Origin of the sequence: Nocardioides sp. (assembly GCF_035481145.1) — a bacterium.
GTDB lineage: Bacteria > Actinomycetota > Actinomycetes > Propionibacteriales > Nocardioidaceae > Nocardioides.
The window spans coordinates 1-16,268 of sequence record NZ_DATIHB010000133.1 but is presented as its reverse complement, the minus strand read 5'-3'; the positions used below and the strand labels follow the sequence as shown (position 1 = coordinate 16,268).

Here is a 16,268-nt window from a genome sequence, read left to right as displayed (position 1 = left end):
GGCCGGTGCCGTGGGAGCACGCCCCGAACCGTGGCTTCCTCCAGTGCCTGGCGCTCCTCGCGGTCTCCGCGCGCGACATCGACGAGAGCGAGGAGTGGCAGCGCTGCTCGGAGTTCCTGCGCAGCTCCAGCCCGACGGCGTACGACCTGCTGCTGGGCTGATGCCGGAGGGTGCCGACGGGCCACGGCAGAGGGCGACCTGGATCCAGGCCGGCGTCCTCTACGTGGCAGCTGCCCTCGCGCTGTGGGCGGCCGGGGCGCCGTCGCCTCCGCTCTTCGCGGCGCTGGCGGCGTCGGCGTACTTCGCGCTGCGGACGCCAGCGCCGAAGCTCGTGCCCGGCCCCGTCCGGGCGCTCGGCATGGCCGTCATCGGCACCGCCGCGGGCGCCCACATCGACGGTGACGTCGTCCGGACCGTCGCCGACCAGCCGGTCGCGGTCATGGGTGGGGTGCTCGCCACGCTCGTGGTCAGCATGCTGGCCGGCCAGGTGCTCCGCCTGGACCCGGACGTGGATGCCCGCACGGCGGCGTTCGCGTCGGTCGCCGGCGGAGCCTCCGGCGTCGCCCTCGCCGCCCGCGAGTACGGTGCCGACGACGGTGTCGTGATGTCGGTGCAGTACCTCCGGGTCGTGCTGGTCCTGGTCAGTGTGCCGCTCGTGGCGCCCCTGCTGGGTGGCACCGAGACGGCCGTCGTGCCGGAGCCGGGGGCGCCGGTCTCCGAGCACCTCTTCACGCTGGCCGCCGTGGTGCTCGGCCTCGGCCTCGCCCGGCTCCTGCCCTTCGCGGCGGCTCCGGTCCTCTGGACCCTGGTCGTCTCCGCGCTCCTCGCCCTGTCAGGCTGGTTCGAGCACCCCGACGTGCCCGCGTGGGTGCTGGCGATCGGCTACACCGTGGTGGGCGCCAACGTCGGCTCGAGCTTCACCCGCGAACGGCTCCGGCGGCTGGTCCGGCTCTTCCCGCTCGCGGTCATCCAGGTGGTGCTGGGCGTCGTTGCCTGCGCGGCCATCGGGGTCGTCTTCGCCCGCACGGTGGGCGTCTCGCTGCTGGACGGCTATCTCGCGACCACGCCCGGTGGTCTGCCCGCCGTCATCGCGGTCGCCGTCGACTCGGGCGACGCTCTCGGCCTGATCCTCACGATGCAGTTCGTCCGGGTCTTCCTGGCGCTTGCCTGCGCCCCGCTGATCGGCTGGGTGCTGCGCCGGCGGTGAGCGGCGGCCCACGTGTATCGGCGTACGGCTTGCGAGTAAAGCGCGATTACGTGCACTTCTGCCGGTGTCCACGACGGCGGAAGAGACACTCAGGCGGCGGTAGTGCCGCGGGGCGCTAGTCGAGTGGCGGCACCCGCCGCGTTGCCCGGAGCCTCCGCTGGCGTTGCGGCTCCATGCGCGCGGCGAACTCCTCGAGTTGGGAATCGAGCCTCGTGCCGAGGCGTGCCGCCGTCTGCCGGTACTCCGTCGCCAGGCGTGAGCGCGCGGCGTCCACGCCCGTGGTCGTGTCGGTCCAGATGATGCGCGAGATGCCCAGGCCGAGGGGTCGGATCAGCCGCTCGCGCTTCTTCTCGTCCCACACGACCTGTTCCGCGGACGTCGTCGCCACGCCGCCGGCGCTCGCCGGCATGAGCTTGACGCGTCCGTCGAACTCGAACGCGTGACAGCCGACGACCATGTCGAGCCAGGCAATCGACCCGTCCTCGAGCCGGACGGGGAACTGCGTTCGCGGTCGACCGATGCCGAGGCTGAGGACCAGGGCCCGCGCGAGCGACTCTCCAGCGGTTTCGGCGCCGGGGTCAGCGTCGTCAACGGCTGCTTGGGCCGAGGTGATGCCGGGCCAGCGGGCCATGGCCTCCCGGAGCGCGGACAGTTGCTGCGGGGAGGCACCGAGTCGCAGTGCGCTGTCCATGGCGACCACGCCCGCGGCGTAACCGTGTTCGCGTGCGATGTCGATCGCCGTCCGGGCAAGGGGCAGCACTGGCAGCCCGTCGATCGTCTGCGTCTCGCCGGGGTCGTACGTGGCGCCGTGCTGTGCGATGCCATCACGTCGACGCGAGCCGGTGATGCCCGCGCGGGTGACGTGGACGTGATCTGGCGAACCGATGAGTGCGATGCCGTGCTCCAGCGCCGCCGAGTCATGACTGAAGACATGCGTGCCCCGGAGCCGTAGGTCGGCGGCGCGGCTGAGGAGCCGCGGCCGGGTGCTCCAGATGTCCGCCGCCTCCCAGATCTCTTTCTCGACGTAGACGCCTCGCCGCAGGGGGATCCAGCGCCCCGATGCGACGAGGCGCGCGACCTCGCGACGGTCGAAGCCGGCCTCGAGCGCCGCCGCGATCGTGATGAGGCCGTGGTGGCGCTTGAGTCTGAGCAGGCGGGTGTCATCCATGAGCCGAGGCTCCGTGAGGCCGGCCGAGATCCGCCAGCGATCCGGAGCGACGTGTGGACGGAGCGAATGCCGAACGTGCGGTGGACGGAAAGCGGGCGACTACGGCCGCCGTACGTGCACTTCTGCCGCCGTCTACGACCGCTGAAGTGCACGTAATCGCGCTTTACAGCGGCGAGGGAGCCGCTTCAGGCAGTCAGCAGCGCCCGCACCTTGTCGGCACCCAGCGCCACGATCAGGGTGGGGAGGCGCGGGCCGCGTTCGGCGGAGACCAGCAGGTTGTAGAGGAGCCCGAAGAACGCCTTCTGGTCCGCCTTCACCTGCTCGGTCGGCTGGTCCTCCATCGCCAGACCGGCCGCCACCTTGGGCACGCCGTAGACGATCGTGGTCACCGACTCGAGCTCCAGCTCTCCGCCGGGCAGATGCGACAGCAGCAGCGCGATCCACCGGGCCTCCTCGGGCGACAGTGATGCCAGCCGCTCCGCGTCGGGCGCCGCCCGCACGATCGTCCGCTCCGACGCCGGCACGAACTCCGACGTCCAGCCCATGGCCCGGCCCAGCCGCGGCTCGAGGTCATCCACCGAGTCGTGCTCGTAGCCGACGTGGGAGACGATGCGCGAGATCTGCTCGGCCGATCCGGCCGTCACGTCGGCGACACCGGCCAGCACGCGGAAGGGCACCGACACCGGCGACACCGGCAGCACTCCGGCGGACGAGGTCGACACGGCACGCTCCCAGGCGAGCACGGCGACATCCCTCTTCGCGGGGTCGAGTGCCTTCTTCGACAGCGCGTCCCACTCGTCGTACAGGCGGACGACCTCGGGGCCGAAGTCGATGGTGAACGCCTGCTTCGGCTGCTTGCGGGCGTAGAGCCAGCGGACCATCGGCGCTTCGAGCACCTTCAGCGCATCGGCCGGGATCGGGACGCCGCCGGAGGACGAGGACATCTTCTGCATGCCCGCGAAGCCGACGAACGCGTAGGCGACGTACGCCGGAGCGCGGCCGCCGAAGACCTCGGCGACGAGCTCCTTGCCCACCGTGTACGACGAGCCGGGCGTCGAGTGGTCGAGGCCACCGGGCTCGAAGTTGACGCCCTCGAAGGCCCAGCGCATCGGCCAGTCGACCTTCCAGACCAGCTTGCCGTTGTCCTCGGTGGCGAGGTTGGTCGAGCCGGCGTGGCCACAGGTGCAGGTGTACGCCAGGTCGTGGCTCGCGTCGTCGTACGACGTGACGGTGGTGGTGTCGCGACCGCACACGGCGCACCACGGCTTGTACGGGAACCGCTCGAGGTCCTCCGTGGCGGCCACGGAGTCGGCGAGCGCCTCGGCCTCCTGCTCGTCAGCTGCCTCGACGGGGGCCTTGGTCCGGTACTTCGCCAGCACGCCCTCGATCGCATCGCGGTTGGCGACGGCGTGGAGGATCTGCGCGCGATAGGCCCCCGAGCGATACATCGACGTCTGCGAGATCTCCTCGACCTCGACGCCCATCTCCGCGAGCGCCGCGCGCAGCGGGGCCTTGAAGTGCTCGGCCCAGTTCTCGTGGCAGTCGAAGGGATCGGGCACGGCGGTCAGCGGCTTGCCGATGTGCTCGGCCCACTCCGGCGGGATGCCCGCGCCGACCTTGCGGTAGCGGTCGAAGTCGTCCCAGCTGTGCAGGTGGCGGGTCTTCACGCCGCGACGGCGCAGCTCCTCGGCCACGAAGTGCGGGGTCAGGAACTCGCGCAGGTTGCCCAGGTGGATCGGCCCGGACGGCGAGGCGCCGGAGGCAACGGTCACCAGGCCGCCGCCCTCGACGTACGCCGCCATGGCTGCGGGGTCGCCGGAGCCGGCTGCGTGGCGGATCGCGTCGTCTGCGGCGCGGGTCACCCAGTCCATGGGCTCCTGCTGCTTGCCGCCTCGTGCCATCGCTGCTGCTCCCTCGAAAAGTCCGTACACGCGAGACCTCAGCGTGCAGGCGGAAACGATACCGGCGTCACACCGGGCCTCGACCAAAGTAGGTCCCGCGGAAGGTTGTTGCCTGCAACGATTAAGACATCCCAGATATCCAAGGAGCACACCACCCATGGCTTCCCTTCTCTACCGCCTCGGCAAGTCGGCCTACCGCCGCTGGCCCTTCTTTCTCGTCGGCTGGCTGCTCGTCATCGGCGTCGTCGGCGGTGTCGCCGGCACGATGAGCAAGCCCTACTCCGATGCCTTTATCATCCCGGGCCTGGAGTCCGTCGAGGCAGCCGAGAAGCTGCCCGACCTGATGGACGGCGAGTCCTCACCCATGGACGCGGCGACCATCGAGGTCGTCGTCGCCGCTCCGGAGGGCCACACCCTCACCGAGAAGCGGTACGCCGACGGGGCCGCGCAGCTGGCCGTCGCGCTCGGCAAGCTCGACCAGGTCCCGGACCAGGTCGGCTACCTGTGGACGCCGGAGCAGGCGAAGGCTGCCGCTCCCGCGACCGCCGAGCAGCTCGGGGTCACCACGCAGCAGGCCGAGCAGATGCTGCTCGCCCAGCTCGAGGCACAGCCGCAGCTCTCCGCGGATGGCCGCATCGGCATCGTCACGACGCAGTTCGAGGTCGACTCCGTCATGGACGTCACCCCGGCGATGCAGACCGAGGTGCTCGACACCGCCGCCGACGTGGCCGAGCAGACCGGCCTCCAGGTCGAGGTCCGCGGGGCCGGCATGCAGGCGCAGGGCGCGATGAACGCCACGGCGGAGCTCGTCGGCATCGGCGTCGCCCTGGTCGTGCTGGCGCTCACCTTCGGCGCGCTCGTCACGGCTGGTCTGCCGATCATCACCGCGCTGATCGGCGTCGCCCTCGGCAGCACGGGCATCCTCGCGCTGACTGCCTTCACCGAGCTGCCCTCGAGCACCCCGATGCTCGGCATGATGATCGGCCTCGCTGTCGGCATCGACTACACGCTCTTCATCCTCAGCCGCTACCGCAGCGAGCTCGGGCACACCGACGACCGCGAGGAGGCAGTCGGCCTGGCGGTCGGTACGGCGGGCTCCGCCGTCGTCTTTGCCGGCCTCACCGTGATCATCGCGCTGGCCGCCCTCACCGTCGTCGGCATCCCGTTCCTGGGCTGGATGGGCATCGGTGCCGCGATCACGGTCGCCGTCGCCGTGGCGGTCGCCCTGACGCTGCTGCCCGCGCTCCTCGGCCTGCTCAAGTCGAAGGCGTTCGCGGGTCGCTTCCGCCGCTACGTCCCCGCCCGCGACGCGGACGGCCGGATCGTCAACAACGGCGTGCGCTTCGCCCGTCTGATCGGCAAGGCGCCGATCGCGTTCGTCCTGGTCGTGATCATCGGCCTCGGTGCCGTGGCGATCCCGTTCAAGGACCTCCACCTCGGCATGCCGGGCGACGCCACGGCGCCGGAGGAGAGCTCCCGCTACCAGGCCGTGCAGCTGATCGAGGAGGGCTTCGGTCCCGGTCGCCTCGACCCGATGATGCTGGTCGTCGACGCCCGCGGCCTCGACGGAGACGCGGCGAGCAAGCAGGCGGCGTACGCGGAGGTCACGGAGTGGGCTGCGGGCCTGGACGGTGTCGCGCACGTGGTGGCGCAGCCGGGCACCGACAAGGGCGCCATCATCCTGATCGAGCCCGAGACCGGTCCCGACGACGCGCGGACAGAGGCGCTGCTCCAGGAGATCCGCGGCGGCGAGCCCCGCCTCGAGCAGGAGACCGGCCTGGACCTCGCGGTCACCGGAACCCAGCCGATCATGGCCGACATCTCCGAGAAGCTGAACAGCGCGCTGGTGCCCTACCTGGCCATCGTGATCGGCCTCGCCTTCGTCCTGCTGATGCTGGTCTTCCGCTCGATCCTGGTGCCGCTCACGGCGACCCTCGGCTTCCTGCTGTCGGTGCTGGCGACGCTGGGTGCGACGGTCGCGGTCTTCCAGCAGGGCCTCTTCGGGATCTTCCCGGAGCAGCCGATCGTCAGCTTCATCCCGATCTTCCTGATCGGCGTGGTCTTCGGCCTCGCGATGGACTACCAGGTCTTCCTGGTGACCCGGATGCGGGAGGCGCACGTGCACGGGGCCACCACGCGTGAGGCAGTCGTCGACGGGTTCCGGCAGAGCGCGCGGGTGGTCACCGCAGCGGCGCTGATCATGATCGCGGTCTTCGCCGGCTTCATCCTGATGGACGACGTGATCATCAAGTCGATGGGCTTTGCGCTCGCGCTGGCGATCGTCTTCGACGCCTTCGTGGTGCGGCTGGTGCTGATCCCCGCGCTGATGTACCTGCTCGGCGAGAAGGCCTGGTACCTCCCTGTCTGGCTGGACCGGATCCTCCCGAACGTCGACGTGGAGGGCGAGAAGCTTCAGCGCAGCTCGCACGCCCATGTGCGCGACGACCAGGGCGAGCCGGAGCTCGTCCGGGTCTGACCCCCTGGTCCACGACGGCCTCGCACCCTCGCCGGTGCGGGGCCGTCGTGCCGTCTCGAGGTGCCGGTCATCGCGCCGTCGAGCAACCTCTCAGGGCAGCAGCAGGGAGTACGCCGACGGCACGACGCGCCAGGTGCGGTCGGTGACGGGGCCCTCGATCTCGCCGTCGGCCGAGCACCAGAACGGCTCGCCGGTGACCCGGACCTCGTGCCCGGTCGTGTGCAGCACACGGCCGTTCTCGGGGTGTCGGCCGACCGCGAGCTGTGCGGCGTACGGGAGGCGGGCGAGGGGGCGCAGCGGGCGGGTGAGCACCACGTCGATGACGCCCTCGGACGGGTCCGCGCCGGGGTTGATCGCCGCCCCACCGCCGACGCGCGAACCGTTGCCGAGCGCGACCATCAGCGTGTGGTGGGTGTGGGCGATGAGCACATCGCCGTCGACGGCCACGGTCAGTCGCAGCGCCGGCGGCCGGAAGGCGGTCGCGAGGGCGCCGACCGGGTAGCCGAGCCGGCCCAGGCCGACGCGCCCGAGCCGCTCCTTCCACCGTGCGCCGACCTGGCTGGCTTCGGCACCGGCTCCGGCGTGCACGTTGTTGACCACGACCTCGTCGCGGTCGTCGACGAGCAGCGCGACGGGCGTCGGGGTGCCGTCGAGGATCGCGTGGGCGGCCTCCTCCACGTCGAGGGGGACGCCGGCACCGCGGGCGAAGTCGTTGCCGGTGCCGAGCGGGAGCAGGCCGATCGTGCGCCCGGCGAGGTCGCCCCGCGCGTGGAGTGCGCCGATGACCGCGTGGAGCGAGCCGTCGCCCCCTGCGACCACGACCGTCCGGTCCCCGGCATCGGCCAGCACGTCGCCGAGCTCGTCGGGAGAAGACGTCGCCGCGACCCCGACGGGGCCGCGTCCGCGCAGGATGGTGAGGGCCGACTCGAGGGTCTCCTCGTCGGAGGAACCGGCGTCGGCGTTGGTGATCAGCAGGAGGTCGGTCACCCCCTGACGGTAGCCGCGGGGCCGCCGGCGTACGTCGGGAAAGGGGCCGGTTCGGTCGCTGTTTGGTAACGTGTCGCCGCAAGAGCCCCGGTCTTGCCGGGGCTCCTTGTGTTTCTGGACCGGACACCTACAAGACTCAACATGCGTCGAGCAGCCGCCAGTGGCGGAGGGACTCCGTAGGACAAGGAGCACCACATGCCAGCGATCGTGGTTCTGGGCGCCCAGTGGGGCGACGAGGGCAAGGGCAAGGCGACCGACCTGCTCGCCACCACCGACCCCATCGACTACGTCGTCCGTACCTCCGGCGGTCACAACGCCGGTCACACCATCGTCGTCAACGGCGAGAAGTACGCGACGCACCTGCTGCCCTCCGGCATCCTCACCCCGGGCGCGACGAGCGTGATCGCCAACGGCGTCGTGGTCTCGCCCGAGGCGCTCTTCCGTGAGCTCGACGGCCTGATCGAGCGCGGCGTCGACGTCGCCAGCCTGGTCGTCTCCGCCAACGCCCACGTGATCGCGAGCTACCACGGCGTCATCGACCGGGTCTCCGAGCGCTTCCTCGGCAAGAACATGATCGGCACCACCGGTCGCGGCATCGGTCCGGCGTACTCCGACAAGGTCAACCGCGTCGGCATCCGCATCTCCGACCTCTTCGACGAGGAGACGCTGCGCACGAAGGTCGAGGCTGCCCTCGACCTGCGCAACCACCTGCTCACCAAGGTCTACAACCGCCGGGCCGTCGAGGTCGACGCGGTCGTCGAGGAGCTCACGTCGTACGCCGAGCGGCTGCGGCCGATGGTCGCCGACACCTCGCTCCTGCTCAACAAGGCGCTCGACGAGGGCAAGACGGTCCTCTTCGAGGGTGCCCAGGCGACGATGCTCGACGTCGACCACGGCACCTACCCGTTCGTGACCTCGTCCAACCCGGTGGCGGGCGGTGTCTGCGTCGGCGCCGGTGTCGGCCCGACCCGCATCGACCGGGTCATCGGCGTCATCAAGGCCTACACGACCCGCGTCGGCTCGGGACCGTTCCCGACCGAGCTCTTCGACGAGAACGGCGAGAACCTGCAGCGCATCGGCGGCGAGATCGGCGTCTCGACCGGCCGCACCCGTCGCTGCGGCTGGTACGACGCGGTCATCGCCCGCTACGCCGCCCGGGTCAACGGCCTGACCGAGTTCTTCCTGACCAAGCTCGACGTGCTCGACTCGTGGGAGCGGATCCCGGTCTGCGTCGCCTACGAGATCGACGGCGTGCGTGTCGACGAGATGCCGATGACGCAGGCCGAGTTCCTGCGTGCGAAGCCGGTGTACGAGTACTTCGAGGGCTGGAAGACCGACATCTCCGGCTGCCGCACCTTCGAGGAGCTCCCGAAGAACGCCCAGGTCTACGTCCGCGCGCTCGAGGAGATGTCGGGTGCGCCGTTCTGGGGCATCGGCGTCGGCCCGGGCCGCGAGCAGACGATCGTCCCGCCCCGCGACTGAGCAGGACTGACCACAAGACCCACTTCGCGTGACCACAAGCCCCACTTCGGCGCCGAGGTGGGGCTTGTGGCGTCCCGAGGTGGGGTTTGTGGCGCCGCGAGCTGACTAGCGGGGGCTGACGATGCCCCGGTCGAAGGCGTAGACGATCGCGGCGGCGCGGTCACGCAGGTCGAGCTTGGTGAAGATCCGGCCGACGTGGCTCTTGACCGTCACCTCGGAGATCACCAGCTCGTGGGCGATCTCGCCGTTGGAGAGCCCGCGCCCGATCAGCCGCAGAACGTCGAGCTCGCGGGCGCTCAGCGCGTCGTCATCGACCTGCTCCGCCGTCGGTGAGGCCGAGCTGCGGTAGGTCGCGAGCACGCGACCGGTGACCGCCGGGTCGAGGAGTGCGTTGCCGGTCGCGACCGCCCGCACGCCGCGGATCAGCTCCTCGGCAGGGGAGTCCTTGAGCAGGAACCCGGCCGCGCCCGCGCGCAGCACGCCCGACAGCAGCTCGTCGTCGTCGAACGTCGTGAGCGCGAGCACCGGCGGAGCATCCGGCTGCGCGACGAGGCGACGGGTGGCCTCGATGCCGTCGACGTCGCGCATGCGGAGGTCCATCACCACCACGTCGGGGGAGTACGCCGCGACCGCGGCCGGCACCTCGGAGCCGTCGCTGCACTCGCCGACGACCTCGAAGCCGTCCTTGCGACGCAGGATGCGGCGCAGCCCCGACCGGACCAGCTCCTGGTCGTCGACCAGGAGGACCCGGATCTCGTGCGGCTCGCTCATGCGGGTCCTGTCGTGGGGCGGAGAGACGGGGAACGGAGCAGCTTCGGCAGCCCGAGCCGGCACCGCGAGGGGGCCTCGCCGGGGACCCGGACCTCGACCACCCAGACCCCGTCGCGCTCGCCGGCGCTGAACGCCCCGTCGAGCAGGGCGGCCCGCTGCCGCATGCCGGGGATGCCGGCCCCGCCGCCGTCGCCCGACAGACCCGAGACGCGCGCGCCACCGGAGGGCAGGGTGTTCCACACCTGCAGCTCCTGGCTGGTGGCGTCCGCCTCGAGCACGACGACGGTGCGGCCGCGCGGCTGGTGCTTCGCGACGTTGGAGAGCGACTCCTGCGCGATCCGGTAGAGCCCGAGCGCGGTCTGCTGCGGCACGTCCTCCGGCGTACCGGAGATGTCGAGGACGACGTCGAGGCCGGCTGCGCGGAACTCCTGGACCAGCGCCGGCAGCTCCGTCAGGCCCGGGGCGGGGCGGACAGCCCCGTCGCCGTCGCCGCTGCCCAGCAGCCCCACCGTGTGCCGGATCTCTGCCATCGCCTGCCGTCCGACGCGCTCGGCATCGTCGAGGGCCTCGCCCGCCTCACGGATGTCGCCGGGGAGGAGGTCGTCGTCGGCGAGCATGCGCCGAGCGGCGGTGACGTGCAGCAGGGTCACCGACAGCGAGTGCGCGATGACGTCGTGGACCTCGCGGGCGATGCGCTGGCGCTCCTCGAGCACGGCCTGTGCCTGGGCGGTGATCGCGGCGGACTCCTGCGCGTCGAGGCGGCGCTGCTGGTACTGCATGATGAAGCCGATGTCCCAGCCGATGACGACGGCGGCGACCCACAGGGCCCACGCCTCGATCTGGCCGGTCACGCCGAGGGCGGCGACGGCGGCACCCACCAGGACGGTGGCGGCCAGGCTCGCGGTGAACTTCTCCAGGGCACCGAGGTGCCCGACGAGCATCACCAGTGCGAAGACCGCGAAGTCGTAGCGCACGGGGTAGCTGGCCATCAGGACGAGCACGGGCAGCGCGGCCAGCGGCACGGTGACCCACCAGCGCACCCGGACCGCGCATGCATCGAGGAGCCAGGGCACCGCGGAGAGCAGCGCCAGGCCGGCAGCGGCGAGCACGTGGCCCGACCCCGCACGCTGGGCGACGCCGATCACCAGCGCGATCGCCGTGCTGCCGTACATGACGAGCGGGATCCACCAGACGAAGCGCGGGTAGCCGTGGCGCTCCCAGCGCGCCGACAGCTGCTCGATGATCGTCTGGACAGGCACCTGCTCAGCGTAGGGCGGTGGGCCCGCGGCCACATCCGTCCGTGGGAGGAGGATCACGCCCCCTCTTCCGCCCAGGGGAGGACGCCCGGAACCCGTCCGTGGAACGCTGTGTCACACGCAGTCGGCTTCGTAGCGTTCGGGACATCGAGCCGTCCCCGACAAAGGAGTCGTCATGAACGCCTGGGAGATCCACCACCGCCGCACAGCCGCGCTGCGCGACGTCGTCGCCACGCTCGACGCCGGCGGCGACCTGCCGTGGTCGGACGCGCTCGCCGCTGACTTCGGCGACCGTGACGGCCTGCTCCTCGCCCTCCACGACCTCTTCGCGCGTCGCCTCGGCGGCCGCATCGACCTCGCCCTCGAGCTGCACGACATCCCCGGGGCGTCGGTCGCCGAGGCCTGGCAGGCGGTCGTCGACGAGCTCCCGGGCATCCACCGCCTCCTCACGGAGTACGCCGACGCCCCGGCGCTCGCCCGCGCCAGCGCCAACCTGCGCCGTACGGTCGCGGTCGCTGCCGGGCTGGTCGCGCTCGACACCCCGCTCGCCGTGGCGGCCGAGGCCGGCCGTGCCTTCCTCGCCCGGTCCGCGCGCTTCGTCGTCCCCGCCCGCCGCGACGGCTGGCTCCGCGAGCGCCTCTCGTCCCGCTTCGTGAAGGCCACTGCCTGATGCAGAAGATCGCCCGCTTCGCCGTACGCCGTGCGCCCCTCGTGGTGCTGCTCTGGCTGGCGGTCATCGTCGGACTCAACGTCGGTGTGCCGCAGCTGGAGAAGGTGATCGCCGAGGACAACACCGCGTTCGTCCCCGAGCACGCCGCGTCGATCACGGCGTACACGCACATGGACGAGGCCTTCGGGGCGGGTGACACCCGTTCCATCGTCTTCGTCGCGGGCGAGCGGGACGGCGGCCTGACCCGGGCCGACCGGGTCTGGTTCGGTCAGCTGACGGACCGGATCGAGGCCGAGCACGAGGAGGTCACGACCGTGACCGACGTCGCGGCCAACGGGGTCTGGGAGGGGGTCGTCAGCAAGGACGGCGAGGCGATCTACGTCCAGGTCGGCCTGCCCGCCGACGTCGGCACCCCGCAGAGCTCGCAGCAGATCCACGAGCTGCGCGAGATCGTGGCCGACGAGGTGCCCAGGGGGCTGGCGGTCGCGGTCACCGGGCCGGCAGCGACGATCACCGACACCCAGGACACCATCGAGCGCGACATCGCGACGATCACGGTCGTGACCGTCGGCCTGATCGCGGTCATCCTGCTCCTGCTCTACCGCTCGCTCGGCGTCACCGCCCTCGTGCTCGGCTTCATCGGCGCTGCGCTCGGTGCCGGTCGCGGCATCGCTGCCCTCGGCGGGCATCTCGGCTGGTTCCACGTCTCGACGTTCACGGCATCGTTCGTGACCGCGATCGTGCTCGGCGCGGCGACCGACTACGCGATCTTCCTGCTGAGCCGCTTCCACGAACAGCGCCGCGCAGGCGTCGAGGCCCGCGAGGCGGCGGCCAGGGCGACGGTGAAGGTCGCCTCCGTCATCGTCGGCTCCGCACTCACGGTGGTCCTTGCGACCGCGTCGATGGGCCTGGCCGAGATCGGCATGTTCAGCACGACCGGCCCGGCGATCGCGCTTGCCGTCGCGATGGCGCTCTTCCTCTGCCTCAGCTTGCTCCCGGCGATGATCGCGATCGTCGGTCCCCGCGGCTGGATCGACCCGCGCCCGACCCGCTCGGAGGCCCGCTGGGCGGGACTCGCGGCGTACGTCGTGGCGCAGCCGGCCAAGGTGCTCGCCCTCGGCCTGCTGCCGCTCCTCCTGCTCGCGTCGTTCTACCCGCTGATGGACCTCGGCTACGACCAGCGCCGCGTGCAGCCCGACGGCACCGAGAGCAACATCGGCTACCGACTCCTCGCCGACCACTACCCGGCCAACGAGGTGCTCGCGGACTACGTCCTGATCACCAGCGACCATGACATGCGCAACGCTCGCGACATCGCCGCAATCGAGCAGGCCGCAGCGTCCGTCGCGCGCCTGCGTGGCGTCGAGTCGGTGCGCACCGTCTCCCGCCCCCTCGGTACGCCGATCGAGCAGGCCTCGCTGGGCTACCAGATGGGCGTCGCGGGCGAGCGGCTCGGGAAGGCCTCGGCGAAGGTCGCCACCGGGGCGGAGGACGCCACGCGCCTCGACTCCGGTGCGACGAAGCTGAGTGGAGGCGCCGGCCAGGTCGCCGACGGTGCCTCGCGGGCCGTCGACGGAGCCGACCGCCTGCTCGCAGGCGCGAACGAGCTCTCCGCCGGCCTCACCCGGCTCGCCGACGGCGCCGACGACGCCGCTGACGGGACCCGTCGCCTGCGCGAGGGCGCAGCCCGTCTGGCGGACGGGCTCGAGGACGGGCTCGACAGCGCCCAGCTCGCGGTCGACGGCCTCGGCCTGGCCTACGACGCCCTGAAGAACAAGAGCCTGACCTGCGGCATCGACCCCGCCTGCCGCCAGGCCCGCGAGGGCATCCGGCAGATCTGGGTCGGAGAGCGCGACCAGCTGCTGCCCGGCCTGCGTGACGCGGTCGCCGGTGCCCGCGCGATCGCCGCCGGCACGGTCGACCTCGAGACCGGCCTGGCCCGGATCCAGGCCGGCCTCGACCGGGCCGATGCCGGCGCCACGCAGCTGCGCGCAGGTCAGGCCACCCTCGCCGGCAGGCTCGGCGACCTCGCAGACGGCGCCGGACAGGTGGCTGACGGAGCCTCCCGTGTCGCCGACGGGACCGGTCAGGTCGCCGGCAGCATGGGCGAGCTGGGCAGCGGCCTGGGCGACGCCTCGGCGTACCTCACGGAGACGGGGAAAGCGACCCGCGACCCCGCCGTCGGCGGCTTCTACCTGCCACCCGCCGCGTTCGACGACGAGCGCTTCGCCATGGCGCGTGGGCTCTTCATGAGTGCCGACGGGCGCTCCGCGCGCATGGTGGTCGTCGGCTCCACCGATGCCTTCGGCAACGCCTCGATCGACCGCACCGCGGCGCTCCGCGACACCACCGAACTGGCTCTCGCCGACGGCCCGCTCGCGGGCAGCACGGTCGAGTCGGCCGGCATGCCCTCGTCGCTCGCGGACATCCGTGAGCTGTCGACGGCGGACTTTCGGATGGTCGCGCTCGTCGCGCTGCTCGTGGTGCTGGTGATCCTGCTCGTGCTGCTGCGCAGCATCGTCGCCTCGCTCTTCCTGCTCGGCTCCGTCGTGCTGTCGTACGCCGCCGCCATGGGCCTCGGCGTCCTGGTCTGGCAGATGCTGCTCGACAAGCCGCTGGACTGGACGGTGCCCTCGATCGCCTTCGTGCTGCTCGTCGCCGTCGGCGCGGACTACAACATGCTGCTGATCAAGCGGATCCGCGACGAGGCGCCCGACGGCTCGGCAGCGGGGGTGGCACGGGCCCTCGCCATCACCGGTGGCGTCATCACGGCGGCCGGCCTGATCTTCGCGGCCAGCGTTTTCGCGATGATGTCCGGCAGTGTCGTCACGCTGACCCAGATCGGCTTCACCATCGGCATGGGCCTGCTGCTCGACACGTTCGTGGTCCGCACGCTCGTGGTGCCGGCCTTCGCAGCGCTGGTGGGGCCGCGGCTGTGGTGGCCGGGTGCACCGAAGGCGCACTGAGCCGCAACCGCACGTAGACTCCCGCGCCGTGAAGACCCTCGTCATCGGCTCCGGCGGCCGTGAGCACGCGCTCGCGCTCGCCCTCTCGCGCGACCCCCAGGTGAGCGAGGTGCACGCTGCTCCGGGCAACCCGGGCATCGGTGCCATCGCCACGCTCCACGACGTCGACCCGATGGACGGCGCAGCCGTCGCCGCGCTCGCGCAGCAGATCGGCGCGGACCTGGTCGTCGTCGGCCCGGAGGCGCCGCTCGTCGCTGGCGTCGCCGACGCCGTGACCGACGCGGGCATCGCGGTCTTCGGACCTTCGAAGGAGGCCGCGCAGCTCGAGGGCTCGAAGGCGTTCTCGAAGGCGGTCATGGAGGCCGCTGGCGTCCCGACCGCTCGCTCCTTCACCTGCTCGACCCCCGCCGAGACTGCCGAGGCCCTCGACACCTTCGGTGCGCCGTACGTCGTGAAGGACGACGCGCTCGCGGCCGGCAAGGGCGTCGTGGTCACCAACGACCGCGCCGAGGCCCTGGCCCACGCGGCGGAGTGCGGCACGGTCGTCATCGAGGAGTTCCTCAAGGGTCCCGAGGTCTCCGTCTTCGCGGTCTGCGACGGAGCGACGGCCTACGCCCTCCAGCCCGCCCAGGACTTCAAGCGGATCTTCGACGGCGGCCGTGGCGGCAACACCGGCGGCATGGGCTCCTACAGCCCGCTCCCGTGGGCGCCCGCCGACCTGCGCGAGCTCGTCATCGCCACCGTCGTCCAGCCGACGCTCGACGAGATGGCCCGTCGCGGCACCCCGTTCCGTGGCTGCCTGTACGTCGGCCTGGCGCTCACCGACGCCGGCCCGCGGGTGATCGAGTTCAACGTGCGGTTCGGCGACCCGGACATCCAGCCGGTGCTGGCGCTGCTCGAGTCAGGCGCCGGTGAGCTGCTCCTGGCCGCGGCCGAGGGACGCCTGCACGAGGTCGAGCCGCCGGTCTTCCGCGACGGTGCGTCGGTGACGGTCGTCCTCGCCTCGGCGGGCTACCCCGAGTCGTCGTCGAAGGGTGACGTCATCAGCGGCGTCGGCAACGCCAACGGTGTCTCCGACGTCGACGTGATCCACGCCGGCACCGCGATCGTCGACGCCTCGACCCCCGAGGAGCCCGACCACCGGCACCTGGTCACGGCCGGCGGGCGCGTCCTCGCGGTCCGCGCGGTGGGCTATGACATCGCCGACGCCCGGGCACGTGCCTACGCCGCTGCCGACCTGATCTCGTTCCCCGGCCTGCAGCGCCGCTCCGACATCGCCGCCGAGCCGCTCGGCGTCATCGAGGGTGCCGCCGTCCTCGAGGGCTGAGGCGTCCGGCTGATCCGTCGGAAACCACCGGCGCCGGCACCGTCCGACGCCCGGTGG

Annotated in this window: 12 protein-coding genes; 7 read left to right on the top strand and 5 right to left on the bottom strand. The window is 71.8% G+C overall.

Translation table 11 applies throughout. The features are described 5' to 3' along the window. Window positions 1-5 precede the first annotated feature (5 nt). On the top strand, window positions 6-161 hold the full coding sequence (locus VLF38_RS10860; protein ID WP_325271278.1) for a DUF3151 family protein: 156 nt from the start codon (window positions 6-8) through the stop codon (window positions 159-161). After that, entirely contained in the window at window positions 95-1,207 is a 1,113-nt protein-coding gene (locus VLF38_RS10855; protein ID WP_325271277.1) for an AbrB family transcriptional regulator, read from the top strand. The genes VLF38_RS10860 and VLF38_RS10855 overlap by 67 nt, the downstream gene beginning before the upstream one ends. Before the next feature lie 115 nt (window positions 1,208-1,322). Here VLF38_RS10855 and VLF38_RS10850 read toward each other — a convergent pair whose 3' ends face one another. Both VLF38_RS10850 and lysS read right to left on the bottom strand, forming a co-directional pair. Then, the gene (locus VLF38_RS10850) at window positions 1,323-2,375 is read right to left on the bottom strand and encodes a type IV toxin-antitoxin system AbiEi family antitoxin domain-containing protein (protein ID WP_325271276.1); all 1,053 of its coding nucleotides are present in this window, start codon (window positions 2,373-2,375) and stop codon (window positions 1,323-1,325) included. A 185-nt stretch (window positions 2,376-2,560) separates the two neighbouring features. After that, window positions 2,561-4,306, bottom strand: coding sequence for a lysine--tRNA ligase (gene lysS, locus VLF38_RS10845; RefSeq protein ID WP_325271275.1), 1,746 nt, complete (start codon window positions 4,304-4,306; stop codon window positions 2,561-2,563). A 127-nt stretch (window positions 4,307-4,433) separates the two neighbouring features. On the opposite strand from lysS, the gene VLF38_RS10840 reads away from it, so the two are divergent. Beyond that, window positions 4,434-6,752: an MMPL family transporter gene (locus tag VLF38_RS10840; RefSeq protein ID WP_325271274.1), complete on the top strand. Its 2,319-nt coding sequence runs from the start codon at window positions 4,434-4,436 to the stop codon at window positions 6,750-6,752. Window positions 6,753-6,842: 90 nt separating this feature from the next. On the opposite strand, the gene VLF38_RS10835 is transcribed toward VLF38_RS10840, so the two are convergent. Beyond that, entirely contained in the window at window positions 6,843-7,739 is an 897-nt protein-coding gene (locus tag VLF38_RS10835) for a diacylglycerol/lipid kinase family protein (protein ID WP_325271273.1), read from the bottom strand. Between the two features lie 195 nt (window positions 7,740-7,934). On the opposite strand from VLF38_RS10835, the gene VLF38_RS10830 reads away from it, so the two are divergent. After that, window positions 7,935-9,221 (top strand): adenylosuccinate synthase, encoded by a 1,287-nt coding sequence (locus tag VLF38_RS10830; protein ID WP_325271272.1) that lies wholly within the window; start codon window positions 7,935-7,937, stop codon window positions 9,219-9,221. Window positions 9,222-9,326: 105 nt separating this feature from the next. Here VLF38_RS10830 and VLF38_RS10825 read toward each other — a convergent pair whose 3' ends face one another. Next, window positions 9,327-9,992 (bottom strand): response regulator transcription factor, encoded by a 666-nt coding sequence (locus VLF38_RS10825; RefSeq protein WP_325271271.1) that lies wholly within the window; start codon window positions 9,990-9,992, stop codon window positions 9,327-9,329. Beyond that, complete coding sequence (locus VLF38_RS10820; RefSeq protein ID WP_325271270.1) at window positions 9,989-11,251, bottom strand: sensor histidine kinase; 1,263 nt, start codon at window positions 11,249-11,251, stop codon at window positions 9,989-9,991. Before VLF38_RS10820 ends, VLF38_RS10825 begins: the two co-directional genes overlap by 4 nt. A gap of 172 nt (window positions 11,252-11,423) precedes the next feature. On the opposite strand from VLF38_RS10820, the gene VLF38_RS10815 reads away from it, so the two are divergent. Genes VLF38_RS10815 through purD form a run of 3 tightly spaced genes read left to right on the top strand, consistent with a single transcriptional unit; the run spans window position 11,424 to window position 16,211 of the window. After that, window positions 11,424-11,918, top strand: coding sequence for a hypothetical protein (locus VLF38_RS10815; RefSeq protein ID WP_325271269.1), 495 nt, complete (start codon window positions 11,424-11,426; stop codon window positions 11,916-11,918). Next, the gene (locus tag VLF38_RS10810; RefSeq protein ID WP_325271268.1) at window positions 11,918-14,884 is read left to right on the top strand and encodes an MMPL family transporter; all 2,967 of its coding nucleotides are present in this window, start codon (window positions 11,918-11,920) and stop codon (window positions 14,882-14,884) included. Before VLF38_RS10815 ends, VLF38_RS10810 begins: the two co-directional genes overlap by 1 nt. A gap of 28 nt (window positions 14,885-14,912) precedes the next feature. Beyond that, window positions 14,913-16,211 carry a phosphoribosylamine--glycine ligase gene (purD, locus tag VLF38_RS10805; RefSeq protein ID WP_325271267.1) on the top strand — a complete coding sequence of 433 codons (1,299 nt, stop codon included), beginning with the start codon at window positions 14,913-14,915 and terminating at the stop codon, window positions 16,209-16,211. The last annotated feature ends 57 nt before the right edge of the window (window positions 16,212-16,268 follow it).

Bases quoted from the DNA above. Each gene is read 5' to 3' on its own strand.
- VLF38_RS10850 (WP_325271276.1), bottom strand. From the start codon at position 2,375: ATGGATGACACCCGCCTGCTCAGACTCAAGCGCCACCACGGCCTCATC.
- VLF38_RS10825 (WP_325271271.1), bottom strand. From the start codon at position 9,992: ATGAGCGAGCCGCACGAGATCCGGGTCCTCCTGGTCGACGACCAGGAG.
- VLF38_RS10810 (WP_325271268.1), top strand. From the start codon at position 11,918: ATGCAGAAGATCGCCCGCTTCGCCGTACGCCGTGCGCCCCTCGTGGTG.
- VLF38_RS10815 (WP_325271269.1), top strand. From the start codon at position 11,424: ATGAACGCCTGGGAGATCCACCACCGCCGCACAGCCGCGCTGCGCGAC.
- VLF38_RS10840 (WP_325271274.1), top strand. From the start codon at position 4,434: ATGGCTTCCCTTCTCTACCGCCTCGGCAAGTCGGCCTACCGCCGCTGG.
- VLF38_RS10830 (WP_325271272.1), top strand. From the start codon at position 7,935: ATGCCAGCGATCGTGGTTCTGGGCGCCCAGTGGGGCGACGAGGGCAAG.